The organism is Synechococcus sp. ROS8604 (assembly GCF_014279655.1).
Classification (GTDB): Bacteria; Cyanobacteriota; Cyanobacteriia; order PCC-6307; family Cyanobiaceae; genus Synechococcus_C.
The window spans coordinates 2,795,080-2,811,882 of sequence record NZ_CP047946.1 but is presented as its reverse complement, the minus strand read 5'-3'; the positions used below and the strand labels follow the sequence as shown (position 1 = coordinate 2,811,882).

Annotated in this window: 19 protein-coding genes; 10 read left to right on the top strand and 9 right to left on the bottom strand. The window is 55.3% G+C overall.

Annotated elements, in window-relative coordinates:
* The 3 genes from SynROS8604_RS15160 to SynROS8604_RS15150 all read right to left on the bottom strand — a co-directional run bounded on the left by SynROS8604_RS15160 (position 1) and on the right by SynROS8604_RS15150 (position 1,589).
* Complete coding sequence (locus tag SynROS8604_RS15160) at positions 1 to 321, bottom strand: urease subunit beta (protein WP_006854228.1); 321 nt, start codon at positions 319 to 321, stop codon at positions 1 to 3.
* A gap of 11 nt (positions 322 to 332) precedes the next feature.
* A complete protein-coding gene (locus tag SynROS8604_RS15155; protein WP_186544607.1) occupies positions 333 to 635 on the bottom strand; it encodes an urease subunit gamma in 303 nt (100 codons plus the stop codon).
* Between the two features lie 63 nt (positions 636 to 698).
* Positions 699 to 1,589: an urease accessory protein UreD gene (locus SynROS8604_RS15150; protein ID WP_186544606.1), complete on the bottom strand. Its 891-nt coding sequence runs from the start codon at positions 1,587 to 1,589 to the stop codon at positions 699 to 701.
* A gap of 109 nt (positions 1,590 to 1,698) precedes the next feature.
* Between SynROS8604_RS15150 and ureE the strand changes: the two genes are divergently transcribed.
* The 8 genes from ureE (at position 1,699) to urtE (ending at position 8,700) form a co-directional block, all read left to right on the top strand.
* Entirely contained in the window at positions 1,699 to 2,166 is a 468-nt protein-coding gene (gene ureE, locus SynROS8604_RS15145) for an urease accessory protein UreE (RefSeq protein ID WP_186544605.1), read from the top strand.
* The gene (locus SynROS8604_RS15140; protein ID WP_186544604.1) at positions 2,163 to 2,831 is read left to right on the top strand and encodes an urease accessory protein UreF; all 669 of its coding nucleotides are present in this window, start codon (positions 2,163 to 2,165) and stop codon (positions 2,829 to 2,831) included. Before ureE ends, SynROS8604_RS15140 begins: the two co-directional genes overlap by 4 nt.
* Positions 2,831 to 3,433 (top strand): urease accessory protein UreG, encoded by a 603-nt coding sequence (gene ureG / locus SynROS8604_RS15135; protein WP_186544603.1) that lies wholly within the window; start codon positions 2,831 to 2,833, stop codon positions 3,431 to 3,433. Before SynROS8604_RS15140 ends, ureG begins: the two co-directional genes overlap by 1 nt.
* Before the next feature lie 117 nt (positions 3,434 to 3,550).
* Positions 3,551 to 4,846 (top strand): urea ABC transporter substrate-binding protein, encoded by a 1,296-nt coding sequence (gene urtA / locus SynROS8604_RS15130; protein WP_186546066.1) that lies wholly within the window; start codon positions 3,551 to 3,553, stop codon positions 4,844 to 4,846.
* Positions 4,847 to 4,936: 90 nt separating this feature from the next.
* Complete coding sequence (gene urtB, locus SynROS8604_RS15125; protein ID WP_186544602.1) at positions 4,937 to 6,091, top strand: urea ABC transporter permease subunit UrtB; 1,155 nt, start codon at positions 4,937 to 4,939, stop codon at positions 6,089 to 6,091.
* A gap of 4 nt (positions 6,092 to 6,095) precedes the next feature.
* A complete protein-coding gene (gene urtC / locus SynROS8604_RS15120) occupies positions 6,096 to 7,226 on the top strand; it encodes an urea ABC transporter permease subunit UrtC (RefSeq protein ID WP_186544601.1) in 1,131 nt (376 codons plus the stop codon).
* Positions 7,223 to 7,996, top strand: a complete 774-nt coding sequence (gene urtD, locus SynROS8604_RS15115; protein ID WP_186544600.1) for an urea ABC transporter ATP-binding protein UrtD — start codon at positions 7,223 to 7,225, stop codon at positions 7,994 to 7,996. The genes urtC and urtD overlap by 4 nt, the downstream gene beginning before the upstream one ends.
* The gene (gene urtE / locus SynROS8604_RS15110; RefSeq protein ID WP_006854218.1) at positions 7,993 to 8,700 is read left to right on the top strand and encodes an urea ABC transporter ATP-binding subunit UrtE; all 708 of its coding nucleotides are present in this window, start codon (positions 7,993 to 7,995) and stop codon (positions 8,698 to 8,700) included. Before urtD ends, urtE begins: the two co-directional genes overlap by 4 nt.
* Here urtE and SynROS8604_RS15105 read toward each other — a convergent pair.
* The 4 genes from SynROS8604_RS15105 to queC are packed head-to-tail and all read right to left on the bottom strand — an operon-like array spanning position 8,663 to position 13,166.
* Entirely contained in the window at positions 8,663 to 10,258 is a 1,596-nt protein-coding gene (locus tag SynROS8604_RS15105; protein WP_186544599.1) for an APC family permease, read from the bottom strand. The genes urtE and SynROS8604_RS15105 overlap by 38 nt on opposite strands.
* A 24-nt stretch (positions 10,259 to 10,282) precedes the next feature.
* Positions 10,283 to 11,149, bottom strand: coding sequence for an aminotransferase class IV (locus SynROS8604_RS15100; RefSeq protein ID WP_186544598.1), 867 nt, complete (start codon positions 11,147 to 11,149; stop codon positions 10,283 to 10,285).
* On the bottom strand, positions 11,146 to 12,489 hold the full coding sequence (locus SynROS8604_RS15095) for an anthranilate synthase component I family protein (protein WP_186544597.1): 1,344 nt from the start codon (positions 12,487 to 12,489) through the stop codon (positions 11,146 to 11,148). The genes SynROS8604_RS15100 and SynROS8604_RS15095 overlap by 4 nt, the downstream gene beginning before the upstream one ends.
* Positions 12,486 to 13,166: a 7-cyano-7-deazaguanine synthase QueC gene (gene queC, locus SynROS8604_RS15090; RefSeq protein ID WP_186544596.1), complete on the bottom strand. Its 681-nt coding sequence runs from the start codon at positions 13,164 to 13,166 to the stop codon at positions 12,486 to 12,488. Before queC ends, SynROS8604_RS15095 begins: the two co-directional genes overlap by 4 nt.
* A gap of 31 nt (positions 13,167 to 13,197) precedes the next feature.
* Here queC and SynROS8604_RS15085 point away from each other — a divergent pair, with 31 nt between their 5' ends.
* Positions 13,198 to 13,719 (top strand): ecotin family protein, encoded by a 522-nt coding sequence (locus SynROS8604_RS15085; protein WP_186546065.1) that lies wholly within the window; start codon positions 13,198 to 13,200, stop codon positions 13,717 to 13,719.
* A gap of 16 nt (positions 13,720 to 13,735) precedes the next feature.
* Here the strand turns inward: SynROS8604_RS15085 and SynROS8604_RS15080 are convergent, their stop codons facing one another.
* Together SynROS8604_RS15080 and SynROS8604_RS15075 are read right to left on the bottom strand one after the other, a co-directional pair.
* Complete coding sequence (locus SynROS8604_RS15080) at positions 13,736 to 14,344, bottom strand: 7-carboxy-7-deazaguanine synthase QueE (protein ID WP_186544595.1); 609 nt, start codon at positions 14,342 to 14,344, stop codon at positions 13,736 to 13,738.
* Positions 14,341 to 16,014, bottom strand: a complete 1,674-nt coding sequence (locus SynROS8604_RS15075) for a CTP synthase (protein ID WP_186544594.1) — start codon at positions 16,012 to 16,014, stop codon at positions 14,341 to 14,343. The genes SynROS8604_RS15080 and SynROS8604_RS15075 overlap by 4 nt, the downstream gene beginning before the upstream one ends.
* A gap of 53 nt (positions 16,015 to 16,067) precedes the next feature.
* On the opposite strand from SynROS8604_RS15075, the gene SynROS8604_RS15070 reads away from it, so the two are divergent.
* Positions 16,068 to 16,802, top strand: a complete 735-nt coding sequence (locus SynROS8604_RS15070; protein WP_186544593.1) for an SDR family NAD(P)-dependent oxidoreductase — start codon at positions 16,068 to 16,070, stop codon at positions 16,800 to 16,802.
* The last annotated feature ends 1 nt before the right edge of the window (position 16,803 follow it).

Sequence of the window (16,803 nt, the reverse complement as noted above, 5' to 3'; positions counted from 1 at the left end):
TCAGGCGTCGAGGGGTCCGTTGATGTGTCCGTTGAAGCCGACAACGCGGCGTGCTCCAGCAAACGGGATCAAATTCACGTCGCGGTGATCACCTGGTTCGAAGCGAATGGCCGTACCGGCTGGAATATCAAGCCTTTGACCGCGTGCAGCGTCACGGTCAAAGATCAGAGCAGCATTGGCTTCTTGGAAATGGAAGTGGGATCCCACCTGGACGGGGCGGTCGCCGCTGTTGGCAACGCTGAGGGTTGTGACCTCTCTGTTGGCGTTGAGTTCCAGTTCGCCGGGTTCCGGTATTAATTCACCGGGGATGAGGGGTGCCATCAAAAAAAGCCTTAGCGAATGGGGTCATGCAGGGTCACGAGCTTGGTTCCATCGGGAAATACCGCCTCGATTTGGACTTCATCCACCAACTCTGGAATGCCCTCCATCACCTGGTCGCGGCTCAGCCACGTGCTGCCTTCCTGCATCAGGTCGGCCACAGTTTTCCCATCGCGTGCGCCTTCTAAAACCAAGAAGCTCAGCCATGCCACGGATTCAGGGTGGTTGAGTTTGAGGCCACGCTGGAGTCGACGTTCTGCCAAGAGCGCAGCCGTGACAATGAGCAGTTTGTCTTTTTCTTGGGGGCTGAGGTGCATGGTGACCTTGCACTATTTCTAGTCTCTATCTCCCTCGGCCAGCGGAATGTTCAAATTGAACGCTTAGGCCTTCAATGGATGTTCTTGTAAGGGCCAGACCCTGGGAATCTGCGGAGGAGCTAGGTCTCGAGCTCGACGGGTGCGAGCCCAAATCCTGCTGAACCAAAAACGGGCATCACGGCTTGAGAAGCCGCTGTAACGGGCGATCAGCCCCTGGGGGAGAACGCCGCAATGCATCTGGCCTTCGAGATCCTCTCGATCTTGCCGAACGTCATCGATGAGGGTGTTGATCGTTTCTGTAGGGAAAGGGAAGGGTGCCGCCCAAACGAAGGTGCCAAAGACGGGTTGTTGATTGAGTCCATGGATTCCCTTCAGCGCTGCGTCGCTGATTTCGAGTCTGTCAACAAGTTCCCAGCGCTGACCTTCAGGCGTTTGGCGTTGGATCTGAACGCCTGATCTCCAGCACCCCCGCCCCAAGGTTTCGTTGGCGGCAGTGCGCCCGAGACGCACAATTTCTGCGCTGAGAAATGATCCATTCTTCGGCAATATGACGCTGAGGTTTTGTTCAAACAGAGCATTGGCATAAAGCACAAGCTCCTGGGGAAGCCACTCCAGATCAGCCCCGGCATCAAGCTCTGCCGCGACCTGTTGGCGGGCCCAAGCCCCCTGGGGATGGAGCTGGCTTCGGCCCACTGACCCATAGACCTTTTGCGCGGCCACACTTGTGAGCAGACAGCGACTGCTTGGCTTTAGGTCGAGGTTGACTCTCAATTGGTCTCCACCCACGAGGCCGCCCGCGGTGTGAAGCAATGGCAGCTCGCACCGCCCGTTCTCACCCCGTTCGGCGCGCATCAATTTCAGGGGGGCGGTGCAACCCCCCTGATGCTGACTGCCCCTGCTGCCCTCAAAAAACTGCAGGTTGCAGGTGCCGTGCCACGGGTTAAGTCGATGCATCAGTGCACGCTCGACGCCAACTCTGCTCAGCTCTGTAGCAAGCACTACCAAACGAAGGCGTGCTGGTTGGGCAGTCTTTGTTGTGTGATCTCGTTGGCTATCTGAACCCTTGGATGTTGGTTTGATCGTGTTGGACCACCGCCTCTTGTCTGAGGAGCCATTGCCTGATGCCACCCTCGCTGTCATGGAGTTGCCGCTGAGTGCGGATCAGCGCACGGTGCTGCGTGGACGTCGTCGCACGGCCTGTGGTCGAGACGTGTTGTTGCAGCTGCCTCGCGAGCGCCCGTTAACGCCAGGTGATCGCCTCACCGATGCGCATCATCAGGTGCATGTGCTGGTGACTGCGGCTCCTGAGGAGTTGTTGAGAGTGGAGGCAGCAACGCCGCTGGCCCTGCTTGAGGCTGCCTATCACTTGGGTAATCGCCATGTAGCTCTTGAGTTGCATGAGCATGAGCTGTTGTTGCTCAACGACTCCGTCCTCGCCACCATGCTTAACGGTCGCGGATTGAAGGTGACACGGTGTTGCTGTCCCTTCATGCCAGAAGGCGGTGCTTACATCGGCCATCAGCACGCATGACCTCGCTTGCATTGCTGCAGTTGGTGAGTCCTGCCTTGCCCGTTGGCGCTTTTAGCTATTCCGAGGGTCTTGAAGTTTTGATCCAGAATGGTTCATTGATCGATGAATTAGACCTCCAACATTGGATTGAAGCGGAGCTGCAAAGGGGTGCCCTGAGGTTGGAGGCTGCGGCATTAAACCCATTGCGCGTCCAGCTTCAACGCTGGGAGCAAGAAAGGTCAGAGATGCCCAGCGAGTTGATGTCTTTGGATGGTTGGTTGTTGGCTTTGAGGGAGTCGGCTGAGGTGCGTGCCCAGCAAGGACAGATGGGCGGTTCTTTGCTGCAGTTGATGGTTGATCTTGGACATCCATTGCCTCAGCCGGTGGTGCTGGCATGGCCGGCGGCCTGGGCTTGGGCTGCTTTGTCGTTGAAGATTTCTGAGCTGGAGATGGTGGAGGGTTATCTCTACGGCTGGGTTGCGAATCAGCTCAGTGCAGCGGTTCGCTTGGTGCCGCTGGGTCCCACCACGGCTCAACGGATCCAGCAGCAGCTGTTGCCGATGATTCGTGAACAGGCATCTGTTTTGAAAGATCAAGACCCGTACACCCTTTGGTGTGGTGGTGCTGGTGCGGGGCTGGCCCAGTTGGCGCATGCTGAGTTGTATTCACGTTTGTTCCGGAGCTGATGAGCAGCAAACTCAGGCTTGGCATCGCCGGGCCGGTGGGCTCAGGCAAGACAGCGCTCGTGGAAGCGCTGTGCAGGAGATTGCGCAATCGCCTGCAATTGGCGGTTGTGACCAATGACATTTACACCCAAGAGGATGCCCAATTCCTGACGCGTTCAGGTGCCTTAGAGCCTGAGCGCATCCGTGGGGTTGAAACCGGAGGGTGCCCGCATACGGCGATCCGAGAAGACTGCTCCATCAACCGAGCGGCTGTGGGTGAACTGGAACGTCAGTTCCCAAGGCTTGATTTGGTGATGGTGGAGAGCGGAGGTGACAATCTTGCGGCCAGTTTTAGCCCCGAATTAGTCGACCTTTGTATTTATGTGATTGATGTAGCGGCTGGGGACAAGATTCCTCGCAAAGGCGGTCCTGGAATTACACGATCCGATTTATTGGTGATTAACAAGATTGATCTGGCTCCCCTTGTTGGTGCTGACTTAGTCGTGATGGAACAGGACACGCTGAGGATGCGGCGGGATCGACCCTGGTGCTTTACCAACCTTCGAAATGGGGAAGGACTCGATCTTGTGGAAGCCTTTGTGTTGCAACAGATACAAGAATGAAGGGTATTTAGGCGCTTAAGAGTCAAATTGTTTTTATTGATACAGGAACCTGCGGCTCTTGATCTGTACCTTTCGTGCTCCGGCGTTTAAGCGTCAATCAACTTGTTTTTGGTACTCATGAGTTCATCATTGTCCAAGCGTCTCTTCGTCGGCATGGCCGCAGCGTCGCTGGGTCTGGCCGTCACCGCTTGTGGTGGTGGCGATGAGAAAGCCTCCAGCGTGGAATTTGACGACAGCGTCACTGTCGGCATCCTTCATTCTCTAACGGGGACGATGGCGATTTCTGAGTCCACCTTGGTGGATACAGAAAAGATGGCCATTGATGAAATCAATGCTGCCGGTGGTGTTGAGGTAGACGGCAAGAAATACAAAATTGATTACATCGTTGAAGACGGTGCCTCCGATTGGCCCACGTTTGCTGAGAAGTCCAAAAAACTCATCGATCAGGACAAAGTTCCTGTTGTGTTTGGCGGCTGGACCTCTGCCAGCCGTAAGGCAATGCTTCCGGTGTACGAATCGAAGGATGCTTTTCTGTATTACCCAATTCAGTACGAAGGGCAAGAGTGTTCGAAGAATATTTTTTACACCGGCGCGACTCCTAACCAGCAGTCGGAGCCAGCGACCAGCTTCATGTTCGAGAAGTCACCAGCTGCAGGGAAGCCTTTCTATCTAGTGGGCTCTGACTATGTCTTCCCTCGTACTTCAAACACCATTACCAAGGAGCAGGTGAAGTCTCTGGGTGGAAAAGTGGTTGGTGAAGACTATTTGCCTCTAGGTAATACTGAGGTTGCTCCAATTATCGCCAAGATTAAAAAAGCCTTGCCTGATGGTGGTGTGATTATCAACACCCTGAACGGTGACCAGAATGTTGCTTTCTTTAAGCAGATTCAGGATGCTGGAATCACTCCTGAAAAGGGCTACTACGTGATGAGCTATTCCATTGCAGAAGAAGAAATCAGCACAATTGGACCTGAGTTCCTTGAGGGTCATTACGGCGCTTGGAACTACATGATGTCCATTGATACGCCGGCTTCGAAGAAGTTTGCTGCAGACTTCAAAGCTAAGTATGGCGCTGACCGCGTTGTTGCCGACCCTCAAGAGTCTGCATACAACATGGTCTACCTCTGGAAGCAGGCTGTTGAGAAAGCCGGTACTTTCGATGACGACAAAGTACGTGAAGCCCTGATTGGTATCAAGTTCGATGCTCCTCAAGGACCCATCGAGGTTCGTCCTAACCATCACATCTCTCAAATCGTTCGGATCGGAGAGATCACTGCAGATGGTCAGTTCGAAATCGTAGAAGAGTCGGATAACCCAATTGATCCTCAGACCTGGAACCAGTTTGAGCCCACATCGAAGGGTTTCGCTTGCGATTGGTCTGATCCCAGCAAGGGAGAGAAGTACAAGCTTTGATCATCGATAGCTCCATCGATTGATGGATTGCTACAAGAGGAGTCCCTTGGGGGCTCCTCTTTTTATTTGTTTCGCCTACTAGACCCCCCCGTGCAACTGCTTTTTGAAAGTCTGTTCAACGGTGTGGCCATCGGCTCTGTGTTGCTGATGGCCGCCCTTGGACTGGCCATTGTGTTTGGCTTGATGGGTGTGATTAATCTCGCTCATGGCGAATTAATCATGCTCGGTGCCTACACCACCTACGTGGTGCAGCTCATTTTCAAACTTCCCCTACTTGCACCTATTTACAACGCCTACGTATTGGTTGCTATTCCATGCGCCTTCGTTGTGAGCGGTGTTGTTGGTATTTTGCTTGAACGCACAGTGATACGACGTCTCTATGGGAGTCCACTGGAGACTCTGCTTGCTACGTGGGGTGTCAGTTTGATTCTCCAGCAGTTTGTGCGCAGCGTTCCGCTTGCTTATGCGGCAGGAATGGTTGTGTTTCTCGTGCTCGGATTCAGTATTCCGTTGTTTCTTCCGAATACCTTTTTGGAGGGTCGTCAATCTCGGTTTGTGCGACTAGCTGGTTGGGCTGTTTCTGCTTTCATTGGAGTGTTATTTGCGGGTGGATTGGCCTCGCAAATTAGCCGTATTGCTAAGGCAACATCCCGCAATGTGGATGTCACCGCTCCGAAGTGGATGCGCGGTGGTCTCGAGTGGATGGATCTCACATTTCCGGTGCCACGTCTTGTGATCATCGTGATGACATTGATCGCAGTCGTTGGGGTGATCTGGTTCCTTAACCGCAGTGTTTGGGGTATTCGGATCCGGGCAGTCACTCAGAATCGTTCGATGAGCGACTGCCTCGGCATTCCGACTGACACCGTTGACGTCCTCACCTTTGGGATCGGTTCCGGTTTGGCTGGGGTGGCTGGAGTTGCAGTGTCGTTGTTGGGTTCGGTAGGTCCCAACGTTGGAACGTCTTACATCGTGGGCTGTTTCATGGTTGTGGTGCTAGGTGGTGTTGGCAATCTTTTCGGCACCGTCTTGGCTTCATTTGCGATCGGCTTGATAACTGATCTGATTGGAGCGGGGAGGCTGCTTACGATTTGGCCCGATATGCCTGGGCCACTGGCTGGTGGCGTTGAATTTTTTGCGACCACGAGCATGGCTCAGGTGATGGTGTTTGCCCTCATTGTGGTGTTCCTTCAGTTCCGTCCTTCAGGCCTGTTCCCGCAAAAAGGCCGCATGATTGAGGCTTGAACTGATGTTTCGTTCTTTTCAACAGCGTCCATGGCTCTCGGTGGCTGTTTGGGTGTTGATCATCGCGGTAATCGTTGCTGCTCCATCGGTTCTTCCTGTTTTCCGTCTGAACCTGTTGGGTCGGTTTCTATCGCTAGCGATTGTGGCGCTTGGGATTGATTTGATTTGGGGCTTTACAGGTCTTCTGAGTCTTGGTCAGGGGATTTTCTTTGCTCTTGGAGGTTATGCCGCTGCAATGTATCTCCAACTGAGGAGTTCTATTGATATGCCCAATTCTATTCCTGAATTCTTCAGTTTGTATGGAGTTGATCGGTTGCCATTGTTTTGGGAGCCCTTTCGTTCGCCTCTCTTTACGCTCATTGCAATTTGGCTAGTCCCTGCTTTGCTTGCAGCTGTATTGGGGAACTTGGTGTTTCGCAATCGAATTAAGGGGGTTTATTTTTCGATTTTGACCCAGGCTGCTCTGTTGGTCTTTTTCAACTTCTTCAATGGACAGCAAAAGCTAATTAATGGCACCAATGGTCTGAAAACAGATGTCACCGTGCTGTTTGGCCAGCTCGAGTTGGGATCGCCAGAGATGCAGCGAGGCTTCTTTTGGGTGACTGCTGTCGTTGTGATCTTCGTTTGGATGTTTTTACGATGGGTTGTGCGTGGTCGCTTTGGAAATGTTCTGATTGCGATCCGCGATGATGAGCCAAGACTTCGCTTTGCTGGGTATAACCCAACATTGTTTAAAACAATCGTGTTCGCAATCGCTGGGGGCTTGGCGGGTATTGGTGGAGCGCTCTACACCGTGCAATCTGGGATTGTTTCCCCCCAGTTCATGACTGTACCCTTTTCGATCGAAATGGTCATTTGGGTTGCTGTTGGTGGTCGTGGAACCTTGGTAGGAGCGATTTTGGGTTCCGTTGTCATCATGTACGCCAAAAGTTTGGTCAGCGAAGCATTGCCTGAAACTTGGCTTTTCATTCAAGGTGGGTTGTTTATTCTTGTGGTGACGGCACTACCTGAGGGCGTGATTGGTTGGTTCAGAGGAGAAGGCCCGAGGAATCTGATGTCCCGTGTGGGCTTTATTCGGCCGATTGGCACTTATCCGCAACTTGAAGTTGATGGCAATGAGGAGGTGCAGCCATGAGCAATATTGTTTCTGGCTCCAGAGCACTTCTGGAGCTCAAAGACATCACGGTTAGTTTTGATGGTTTTCTTGCCCTTCGAGACCTAAATCTAAGCTTGCAACCTGGGGAGCTTCGGGCTGTGATCGGTCCAAATGGGGCTGGGAAAACCACGTTTCTCGATGTCATCACGGGCAAGGTTGCTCCCAGCTCAGGAGGCGTGCTTTTTAAAGGCCGCTCTCTGGTTGGAATCCCTGAACATCGCATTGCTCGACTTGGAATTGGTCGTAAATTCCAAAGCCCGCGTGTGTTTGAAGATTTAACGGTTCAGGACAACTTGGCATTGGCTGTTAGTCGGTCAAAGCAGCCTTGGTCTTTGCTGTTTGGTCGCATTCGTGCTGAGCAGCGCGACCAAGTTCACCATTTAATTAGTATAGTCAATCTTCAGTCTCGTGCCGACTGGAGAGCTGGATCTCTGTCTCATGGACAGAAGCAGTGGTTGGAAATTGCGATGTTGGTTGGTCAGGATCCTGACCTCTTGCTGGTGGATGAGCCAGTTGCAGGTCTTACAGATGAGGAAACTGACCTAACGGCTGATTTGCTGAAGTCTTTGGCTGGAGAACACACTGTTTTGGTGATTGAGCACGATATGGAATTTATTCGTCGTCTCGAGAGCCCTGTGACTGTCCTGCATCAGGGTCATGTTCTTTGTGAGGGCTCGATGGATCAGGTGCAACAGGATCCTCGAGTGATCGAGGTTTATTTGGGAACTAAGGAGGACGAAGCTCAATGACAATGCTCGAGATTCGCGGTCTCAATACCTATTACGGCGAAAGCCATATTCTTCGAGATGTTGATCTAAGGGTCCTCGCTGGGGAAATGGTTTGTCTCATCGGCCGGAATGGGGTGGGTAAAACCACACTCCTTAAGTCTCTGATCGGTTTGCTTAAACCACGATCCGGTGAGATTATTTTTGAAGGCCATGGAATGGAGCGTCAGCCTCCTCATCAGCGTGCCAGGTCTGGACTTGGTTATGTACCTCAGGGGAGGGAAATCATTCCTCAATTAACTGTTGAAGAGAATTTGATGTTGGGGATGGAGGCTCTCCCAGGTGGTCTTTCTCGAAATCGTCGAATTGATCCTTTTATTTATGAGCTCTTCCCAATTCTCCAGGAGTTTCTTTCACGTAAAGGAGGTGATCTCTCCGGAGGTCAGCAGCAGCAGCTTGCTATTGCTCGTGCTCTCTTGGGCCAGCCTAAATTATTGCTTCTTGATGAGCCAACGGAAGGGATCCAGCCCAATATTGTGCAAGATATTGAAGCTGCCGTTCAACGAATTATCGCTGAGAAAGGGATTGGCGTTCTGCTAGTGGAGCAGCATTTGCATTTTGTTCGACAAGCGGATCGTTATTACGCCATGCAGCGCGGTGGAATTGTGGCCAGTGGCTCTACCTCCGAGCTCAGCCAAGATGTGGTGGATCGTTTCCTAAGTGTGTGAGCGCGTGGGGTGACACTTCTGGTAGGGCGCTGTTGACCGCTATTGGCAGCACTAGAAGGGCTATCCCCGCCAGGACTGCGAGATGGGCCGGGTTCGAGAGTTCCAGGGGTCGTCCTTTGCTGAACAGTTCTATGTCCAACACAAGTAGTCCGAGATACAGCCCCCACCAAAGTCCTGCTTTGGTTTCAATTTGCTGGCGTTTTCGCCAGTTGTGAAGCGCAAAGATCAGGCTCGGGATTCCGATGGCGAGCACGGCTCCCTCAAGCGCTGTGCGACCGCACCAGTTCGTCGCCCATGTTGCCATCACAAAGGCCAAGGCGCTTATGGCCGTGGGATAGGGAATTCGAAAATGGCCTTGTTCTTGTGGGAGTTGTTGGCGCAGGGCTAACAAGCTTGCTGGCCCCATGGCTAGGGCGATCATTTGCGCTGCGGTGAGAAAGGCCACAACCTGTTGCCAGCCTGGGCCGATCAAGAACAGGGCACATCCCAACACCAAGCTGCTGACGACGGCAAGATCCGGCACCCCATGTCTGTTGACCCGACCCAGAGACTCAGGGAGCAGCTTGCAGCGACCCATCATCCAGCTCACCCGCGCCGATACTCCCAAATAGGCCATTGCGGTTGTGCTGGGGGAAAGGGCTGCGTCGATCAGCAACAGCACCACCATCCAGCCCAGACCAAGGCCAAGGGCGATGGCTGCAAGCGGACCGCCATGTTGGCTGAGGCTGAGTTGGGACCATCCCTGCTGGAGGGCTTCCGGCGGCACGCTCACCAGGAAAGACCACTGCAGAACCAGGTAAATCAGCAGGCTGATGCCGAGCCCTAGTCCCATGGCGAGCGGCACATTGCGTTGGGGGTTGCGCGCCTCTCCAGCAAGGTCAACAGCGGTGCGAAAACCAAGGAGGCAGAACAGAATGCCTCCGCTTCCGACGGCATTTACCAGTTCCGTACCGCTGCCAGCTTTGATTGCAGATGGATCGCTTCCGATCGTGACCGGGATGCTCAGGTTCCCCCAGTGCTGACTGAGCAGCATCAACACACCCGCCACCAGGAGCGGCACGATCAACTTCCAGATGGTGAGGTTGTCGATCCAGCGGGCGAGACCCTTCACACCGTTGAGGTTGATCCAGGTGAAGAACACCATCAAGACGATGGCGACAGCTAGACCGGCTCCGCTGAGAATTTGTGTGCCGTTCCGATCCTGTGTGAGCCAGGGCAGGCTGCTGTCGAGATAGTCGAGCATGGCTATCAGCTCGATCGTTGGCACGCACAGATAGCTGATCCAGATGCTCCAACCACCGATGAAACCCGATAGGCGACCGTGGCTTAGGAGTGGAATCTGGGCCAAGGCCCCGGAACTGTTGATGAGAGAGCCCAGCTCCGCAAAGACGAGAGCGAGAAGAAAGGAGATCAAGCCTCCTAAGAGCCAGGCGGGCAGGCTTGCGGGTCCGGCCGTTCGGGCGGCGTAATAGGAGGCAAACAACCATCCCGATCCGATGGTTCCGGTGACGACGGTGAGGGTGAGGCTTGTGAGGCTTAAGTCACGCCGTAATTCCATATTGGCAATCGCTTGTTTCTGCGCTCAGGATGGCAATGAGTCCTCTGAATGAGATGACAATAAGGATTTCCAAAGGGTTTCTCCATGGCCGCTGATCGTGAGTGGCTGATCATTCACGTGGCTGATCGTCTTACAGCCAAGACTGTTGATTAATAACCATTGATCACCCGGTTGAGGTTTGGATGAAAGAGATTGCTCTTTGATCAGCCCCTGTTTGAGGCCTTGACCCCGCATCACTCCAGGTAGGCAGCCATCGCTGAAAGGGGGTGTGAGCCATTGGCCATGGCGTAGTACGACAAGGTTGGCGCTGCTTCCGCAGCACAGTGAGCCATTGGTGCTGAGCATCAATCCATCTTCAGCTCCCCTCTGTTGAGCCTCCCGGCGCACTTGAATCGCTTGTCCGTAGGCAAAGGTTTTGCATCGACTCATCAGGCTGGAGGCATGCCGATATTCATGACGACTGATCCATGTGCTGATGGATTCGAACGTCGGAGTATGCGTTTGCAAGGTGAGCCAAAAGCGATGCCTGGAGGGGTCGGCTGCGTTGTGATCGAGCCCAATCCCTCGTTGGCTTCCATCGCCTCGACTCCAGTTCAGGCGCAGGGCGCCCTCCCCATGCTCAAGCCCGAGTCGCTCGATCGCTTCTTGAATCAACGAAACCAACCAGGGTTTTTGGGGTGGTGGTGCCATCCCTAACAGCTCACAACTTCGCTGCCAGCGACGGAGGTGTGCATCGAATAGGCAGGGACGGTTGTGTTGAACGAGGATCGTTTCGAATAGTCCGTCGGCGAGCTGCAGCCCCCGATCGCTGAGTGGCAGCGTCAGCTCTGCAGGCCGACCCCATGCTCCGTTGATCCAGGCGATGGAGTGTTGTGGCTCAGTTGCTGTCACTCCAGTGCCTCTAACAGTGGTAGCAGTTTCCAGTCCAGTTCATCGGCTTCTGCCTGAGGATCCGAGTCGGCAACGATTCCGCAGCCTGCATGCACCCGAAGCTCGTTGTCTTTGCGCAGAACGGTGCGAATCAAAATATTGCTGTCAAAACGCCCATCCCAGTTCAGCGTTAGCAAAGAACCGCAGTAAGGACCTCGCCCTTTGGGTTCTAGTTCCTGAAGCCTTTGGCATGCCCTCAGCTTTGGTGCACCACTAATCGAACCACCTGGCCAGCTCGCCTCTAGGAGATCCACCCAGGTCAGCCCGTCTCGGAGTTGGCCTTTGACGACCGAGGTGAGGTGGTGGACTCGGGCATAGCTTTCGAGCTTGACCAGTTGAGGGACATCGACGCTGCCAGGTACGCAGACCCGGCCAAGGTCATTGCGCAGCAAATCGACAATCATCACGTTTTCGGCACGGTCCTTTTCGCTGCAAACCAATTCAGCGGCTTGGTCGGAATCCCGTTGTGGATCGGAGTCCCGAGGGCGTGTTCCTTTGATCGGTCTCGTTTGAACGGCACCGTTGGGCAGCACTTCCATGAATCGTTCCGGTGATGTGGACAGGAGTGCTTCGCCATCGGCCTCACCGCTGGCAACGACGAGACCTGCAAAGGGTGCGGGACAGGTTTGACGCAAGCGCAGAAAGAGCTCCAAATTGTTGATCGGCTCTCGCAAGGTTGTGCTGGTGCAGCTGGTGAGATTGGCTTGAAAGAGATCGCCCATCGCGATCAGTTCATGGATTCGCTCGACGCCCTTGGCATAGGCCTTTCTGTCGCTGTGGCGTCTCCACGCTGTATGGAGCGGGTTGGGGCTGCGGTGTGCGTCAGGGTGTTGTTTAAATCGTTCACGCAGTCCCAGAATCCAGCGCTCCATCGCGGCATGACGCTTGGCATCAAGCCCTTCAATCCAAACCTCCCGTTGTTGGAGGTCAAAGCGCAGAACGGGGTCGTGGCGACCGATCCAAAGGCTGGCCATGGCATCGTTTCGCCAAGCGTTTGTGGGTTCGAGCCAGGCGGCAGCGTCGTAACTCAGCCAGCCCGTCCAGTGCCCAGGATTGAGCGAGCGCAGAGCCTCAAATGGATTGGTGGCACCAACCTCTCCTGGCAACCCCCGGCAACAACGTTGTTCGAGAGGGTCAGCGGCCAGGGTGAGCCAACGGCCCAAGTCGCTGGTATCCCCGTCCAGCCAAATCAAGCCAGCTTCTCCGTGCTCTTGGGCGAGAGCTTTGGCCACGGAATCAGGTTCGATCCAGGGATGGCTGCTGCGAATCAGCTTCTGGGTGCCGGCGTGATTGGAGGTCATCGACGGCCTGGGCTGCACAGGTCCGGCCGTCCGGCGGCGAGCAGTGCTTCATCACGGATTCGGCAGCTGTCGCAGACACCACAGGGCACGTCTCCGCCGCTATAGCAACTCCAGGTGCGTTCGATCGGAACCCCTAGATGTAGTGCTTCTTCTGCAATTTTCTGTTTGCTCCACTCCACCAGTGGTGCCCATAGCTTTGGACCATGCCCTTCTCGTCCAGCCCGGCTGCTGAGGTCTGCAAGATCCTGAAAGGCCTCTAAATAATCCGGCCGGCAGTCGGGATAGCCCGAGTAGTCCACGGCATTGATGCCCAGCACCAGTCGATCGGCATCCCGCGCTTCGGCGAGGCTGAGGCCGATTGCAATGAACACGGTGTTTCGCCCTGGCACATAGGTGCTGGGGATGATGCCTGGCTCAACGCCGTTTGTGGGAAGGGTTTGGGCGTGATCGGTGAGCGAGGAGCCTCCCCACATCGCCAAATCCACTTTGATCGTGTGATGTTCTGCCAGGTTCAGAGCCTTGGCGATGTCTATGGCGGCATCCAGCTCCTTTCGATGGCGTTGGCCGTAATCAAAGGAGAGGCCAATCACGCGGAAGCCTGCCTTCATGGCGAGTGCCGCGGCCGTTGCGGAATCGAGCCCTCCCGAGAGCAGGGCAATCGCGGTGGAATCGGTCATGCTTGCATTCTGTTGCCGTGTGGGTATGACCATGGGTCTGGGATTCTTGAGGCTGGCACTGCCGCTGCTGATGGTGGCTGCTTCAGCTCCTGCTGTGGCAATTCCCCGTCTTGATCTGAGTGGTTATCCAGCACCCAAGCAAGGCTTGAAACGTTGGGTGATTCAGCCCTCGGGTCTGCTGCCGAAGAGTGACGACGCGATGATTTCGGCCCATCCACTCGATTGGCGCATCCAGTTGATCGTGGGAAAGGAGGTGGAGGTTGATTGCAATGTCAAGCGCTTGTCGGGGCCGTCTTTATCGATGCAGCGACTGCCTAAAGCTTCTGGAAAGGCCCTGTTTGAAGTGGCTGGTCCCGTGCTTGTGCTGAGTACGCGCATGGCTTGCACGCGGGATCAAGCGAAAGGCAAATCCTTTTTATCCCTCGGCAAGCAGCCCTATTTGATTCCCTACAACGCCTCTTGGCCGGTGGTGGTGGATCTGCCTGATGGCGTGGAGTTGCGCTGGCGAGTTTGGAAAGCGGAGACGCTTCAGCAGGATGCTGTGCAGCTTTGAATGGGATGAGAGGTCGCTAGCGCACGCCAAGCCATTTATGGCTTTGCATGCTCAACCTCCAGCGCTGATCTTGCAAAACTTTGCCTATGGCGAGTTTCAGTCCTTCCTCGCAGTCCCAGCCAGGCTGAAGCAGCCAATTGGCTTGGGGCGCTTGTGCTGCCACCACCTCCGCAAACAGCAGATCTGCCGGCTCGTGCACCACAACCTTGAGCTCATGACACGCTTGCAACAGATCCGGCCTTGGAGGCATGTGGCGCTTTGGCGAAAGGGTGATCCAGTCGAGGGCACCACTCAATCGATCGACGCCACTGGTTTCAAGATGCACGGGCTGAGCGCACTGTGAGCGAATCGCAGCGGTGAGCTCATCGAGGTTGTGGTGCAAGGGTTCTCCACCGGTGATCACCACGAAGGCGGCTCCGCTGTCAGCGGCATCAGTGACCTCAGTCGCTAAGTCCATCACCAGACGCTTCGGATGCGAGTCAGCAGGCCATGAGTGCTTGGTATCACACCAGCTGCAGCCCACAGTGCATCCCGCCAGGCGGATGAAAAAAGCACTTCGCCCCGTATGAACCCCTTCCCCCTGAAGAGAATGGAAGGTCTCAACAACGGGCAACGCGTGGGTCAAGGCTGCAGGCTGGGATGACTGGATCCAGTTGCTGAATTCTTTTGTTGGTGCATGGCTTCGCTGGGGCTGGAGGGCAAGCGTTGTTGGGCCGCTTCGATCAGGCCGCGGAACAGGGGATGGGGCCTGCCGGGTCTCGACAGGAATTCGGGGTGGTACTGGCAGGCGGTGAAAAAGGGATGTTCGGGAAGTTCGATCAGTTCCACCAGCCGGCCATCGGGGGAGCTTCCGCTGATTTCGTAGCCAGACTCGAGAAACAGGTTTCGGTAGGCGTTGTTGAATTCAAAGCGATGGCGATGGCGCTCATAGACCACTTCTTCCCCATACAGTTTTGAAGCGAGGGTGGCTGCAGCAACCCTGCAGGGATACACCCCAAGCCGCATTGTGCCTCCAAGGTCCACAACGTCTTGTTGCTCAGGCAGAAGATGAATCACTGGATGGGTGGTTCCTGGCTCGAGCTCAGCGCTTGTGGCATCGGTAAGGCCTGCCAGATTGCGTGCCCACTCGATCACGGCGCATTGCATCCCTAGGCAAAGGCCAAGGAACGGCACGCGTTGCTCTCTGGCCCAGCGGATGGCGGCGACTTTTCCGTCAACACCACGGTTGCCGAATCCACCTGGCACGACCACGGCGTCCATGCCTTTGAGAAGGGCATCGGCGCCTTGATTTTCAATTTCTTCGGCGCAGACCCAGTGCAGATCGAGGGAGGCGTCTTGGGCTAAACAGGCGTGGCGCAGTGCTTCCACGACCGATAGGTAGGCGTCATTGAGTTGGACGTATTTGCCCACCAAGGCGACTTTGACCGCGGGACCTGGATTGCGGAGTTTGTGGACCAGTTGCGACCAATCCACCATGTCACTGTCGTGATTTTCAAGGTCAAGGACGTCGAGGACTTCACGGCACAATCCTTCGTCTTCGAGCGTGAGCGGCACGGCGTAAATGCTGTCGGCATCCAGGGAGGGGATCACAGCGCGCTGGGGTACACCACAGAAGCCTCCGATTTTGCGTTTGAGCTCATCGTTGATGTCGCGATCACTGCGACAGACGAGCAGATCTGGCTGGATCCCGATCGAGCGCAGCTCCTTAACGGAGTGCTGGGTGGGTTTGGTTTTCAGTTCTCCCGATGTGCCGATGAAGGGGAGTAGGGTCACGTGCACGTAAGCCAGATCGCGTCGCCCCACATCCCCTCGGAACTCTCGAATGGCTTCCAGGAAGGGCAACGATTCGATATCACCAACGGTTCCACCGATTTCGGTGATCACCACATCGGCATTGCTATTCGAGGCCACACGGTGAATGCGGTCGCGGATTTCCCCGGTGATATGGGGGATGACCTGGACGGTCCCGCCGTTGTAACTGCCTCGGCGCTCTTTATTAATGACGGATTGATAGATCGAGCCGGTGGTCACGCTGTTCAGGCGTGACATCGCGGTGTCGGTGAAGCGTTCGTAATGGCCTAGATCCAGATCGGTTTCGGCACCGTCTTCGGTGACAAACACCTCACCATGTTGAAACGGGCTCATCGTTCCTGGATCCACATTGAGGTAGGGATCCAGCTTCAGGATGGAAACGCTGTAGCCCCGAGACTTCAGCAGGCGCCCGAGGCTCGCGGCCACAATCCCTTTGCCGATGCTGGAGACCACACCGCCGGTGACAAACACGAACTTGGCCATGGCTTGCTCGGCAACGTGTCAATTTACCGCTGTAGACCTTCACCCGTGTAGCTGTGCGCACTCTCCTGATTAGTGGTGCAAGTCGTGGGATTGGTCGAGCTGTCGCTGAACGCGCTCTTGCTGACGGCCATCGCCTCAGCCTTGGGCTTCGCGATTTGGAAGTGTTGAGACAGACCCCCCTTGACCCTGACTTGGTTGGGAGTGAACGGGTCTTGCTTCAGCCCTATGCGGCTGAGGACCCAGCGGCGGCCCAGGCCTGGGTTGATTCCACCATCGAGCATTTTGGTGGCTTCGACAGCGTGATCCATAGCGCTGGGATCTTCAGCCGTGTGCCGCTTCTGTTTGAGCCGAGCGAAGAGCATGAAATCGCCCACACCATCAATGTGAACCTGATGGGACCGTGGTGGTTGACGCGCGCTGCCTGGCCGCAGTTGGCATCCCATGGAGAAGGTCGCATCCAGGTTTTGGTTTCCATGAGTGGGAAGCGCAGCAAGGGTCGCCTGGCGGCCTACAGCGCCAGCAAATTTGCCCTGCTTGGTCTCTGCCAAACCATGCGCAATGAGGGCTGGGCTGCAGGAATTCGGGTGACGGCGATTTGTCCTGGCTGGGTGAATACGGATATGGCGGCTGCTGTGCGCAGCGGTTCGAGCGATCGCTGGCCAACGCAGGCGATGGAAGCCGAAGCGATGACTCAGCCCGAGGACATCGCGTCGATGAGTGCTGAACTCTTGAAACTTCCCAATCGGGCGGTTCCTTTTGAGCTTGCGGTCAACTCCAGCCTGGAGTGAT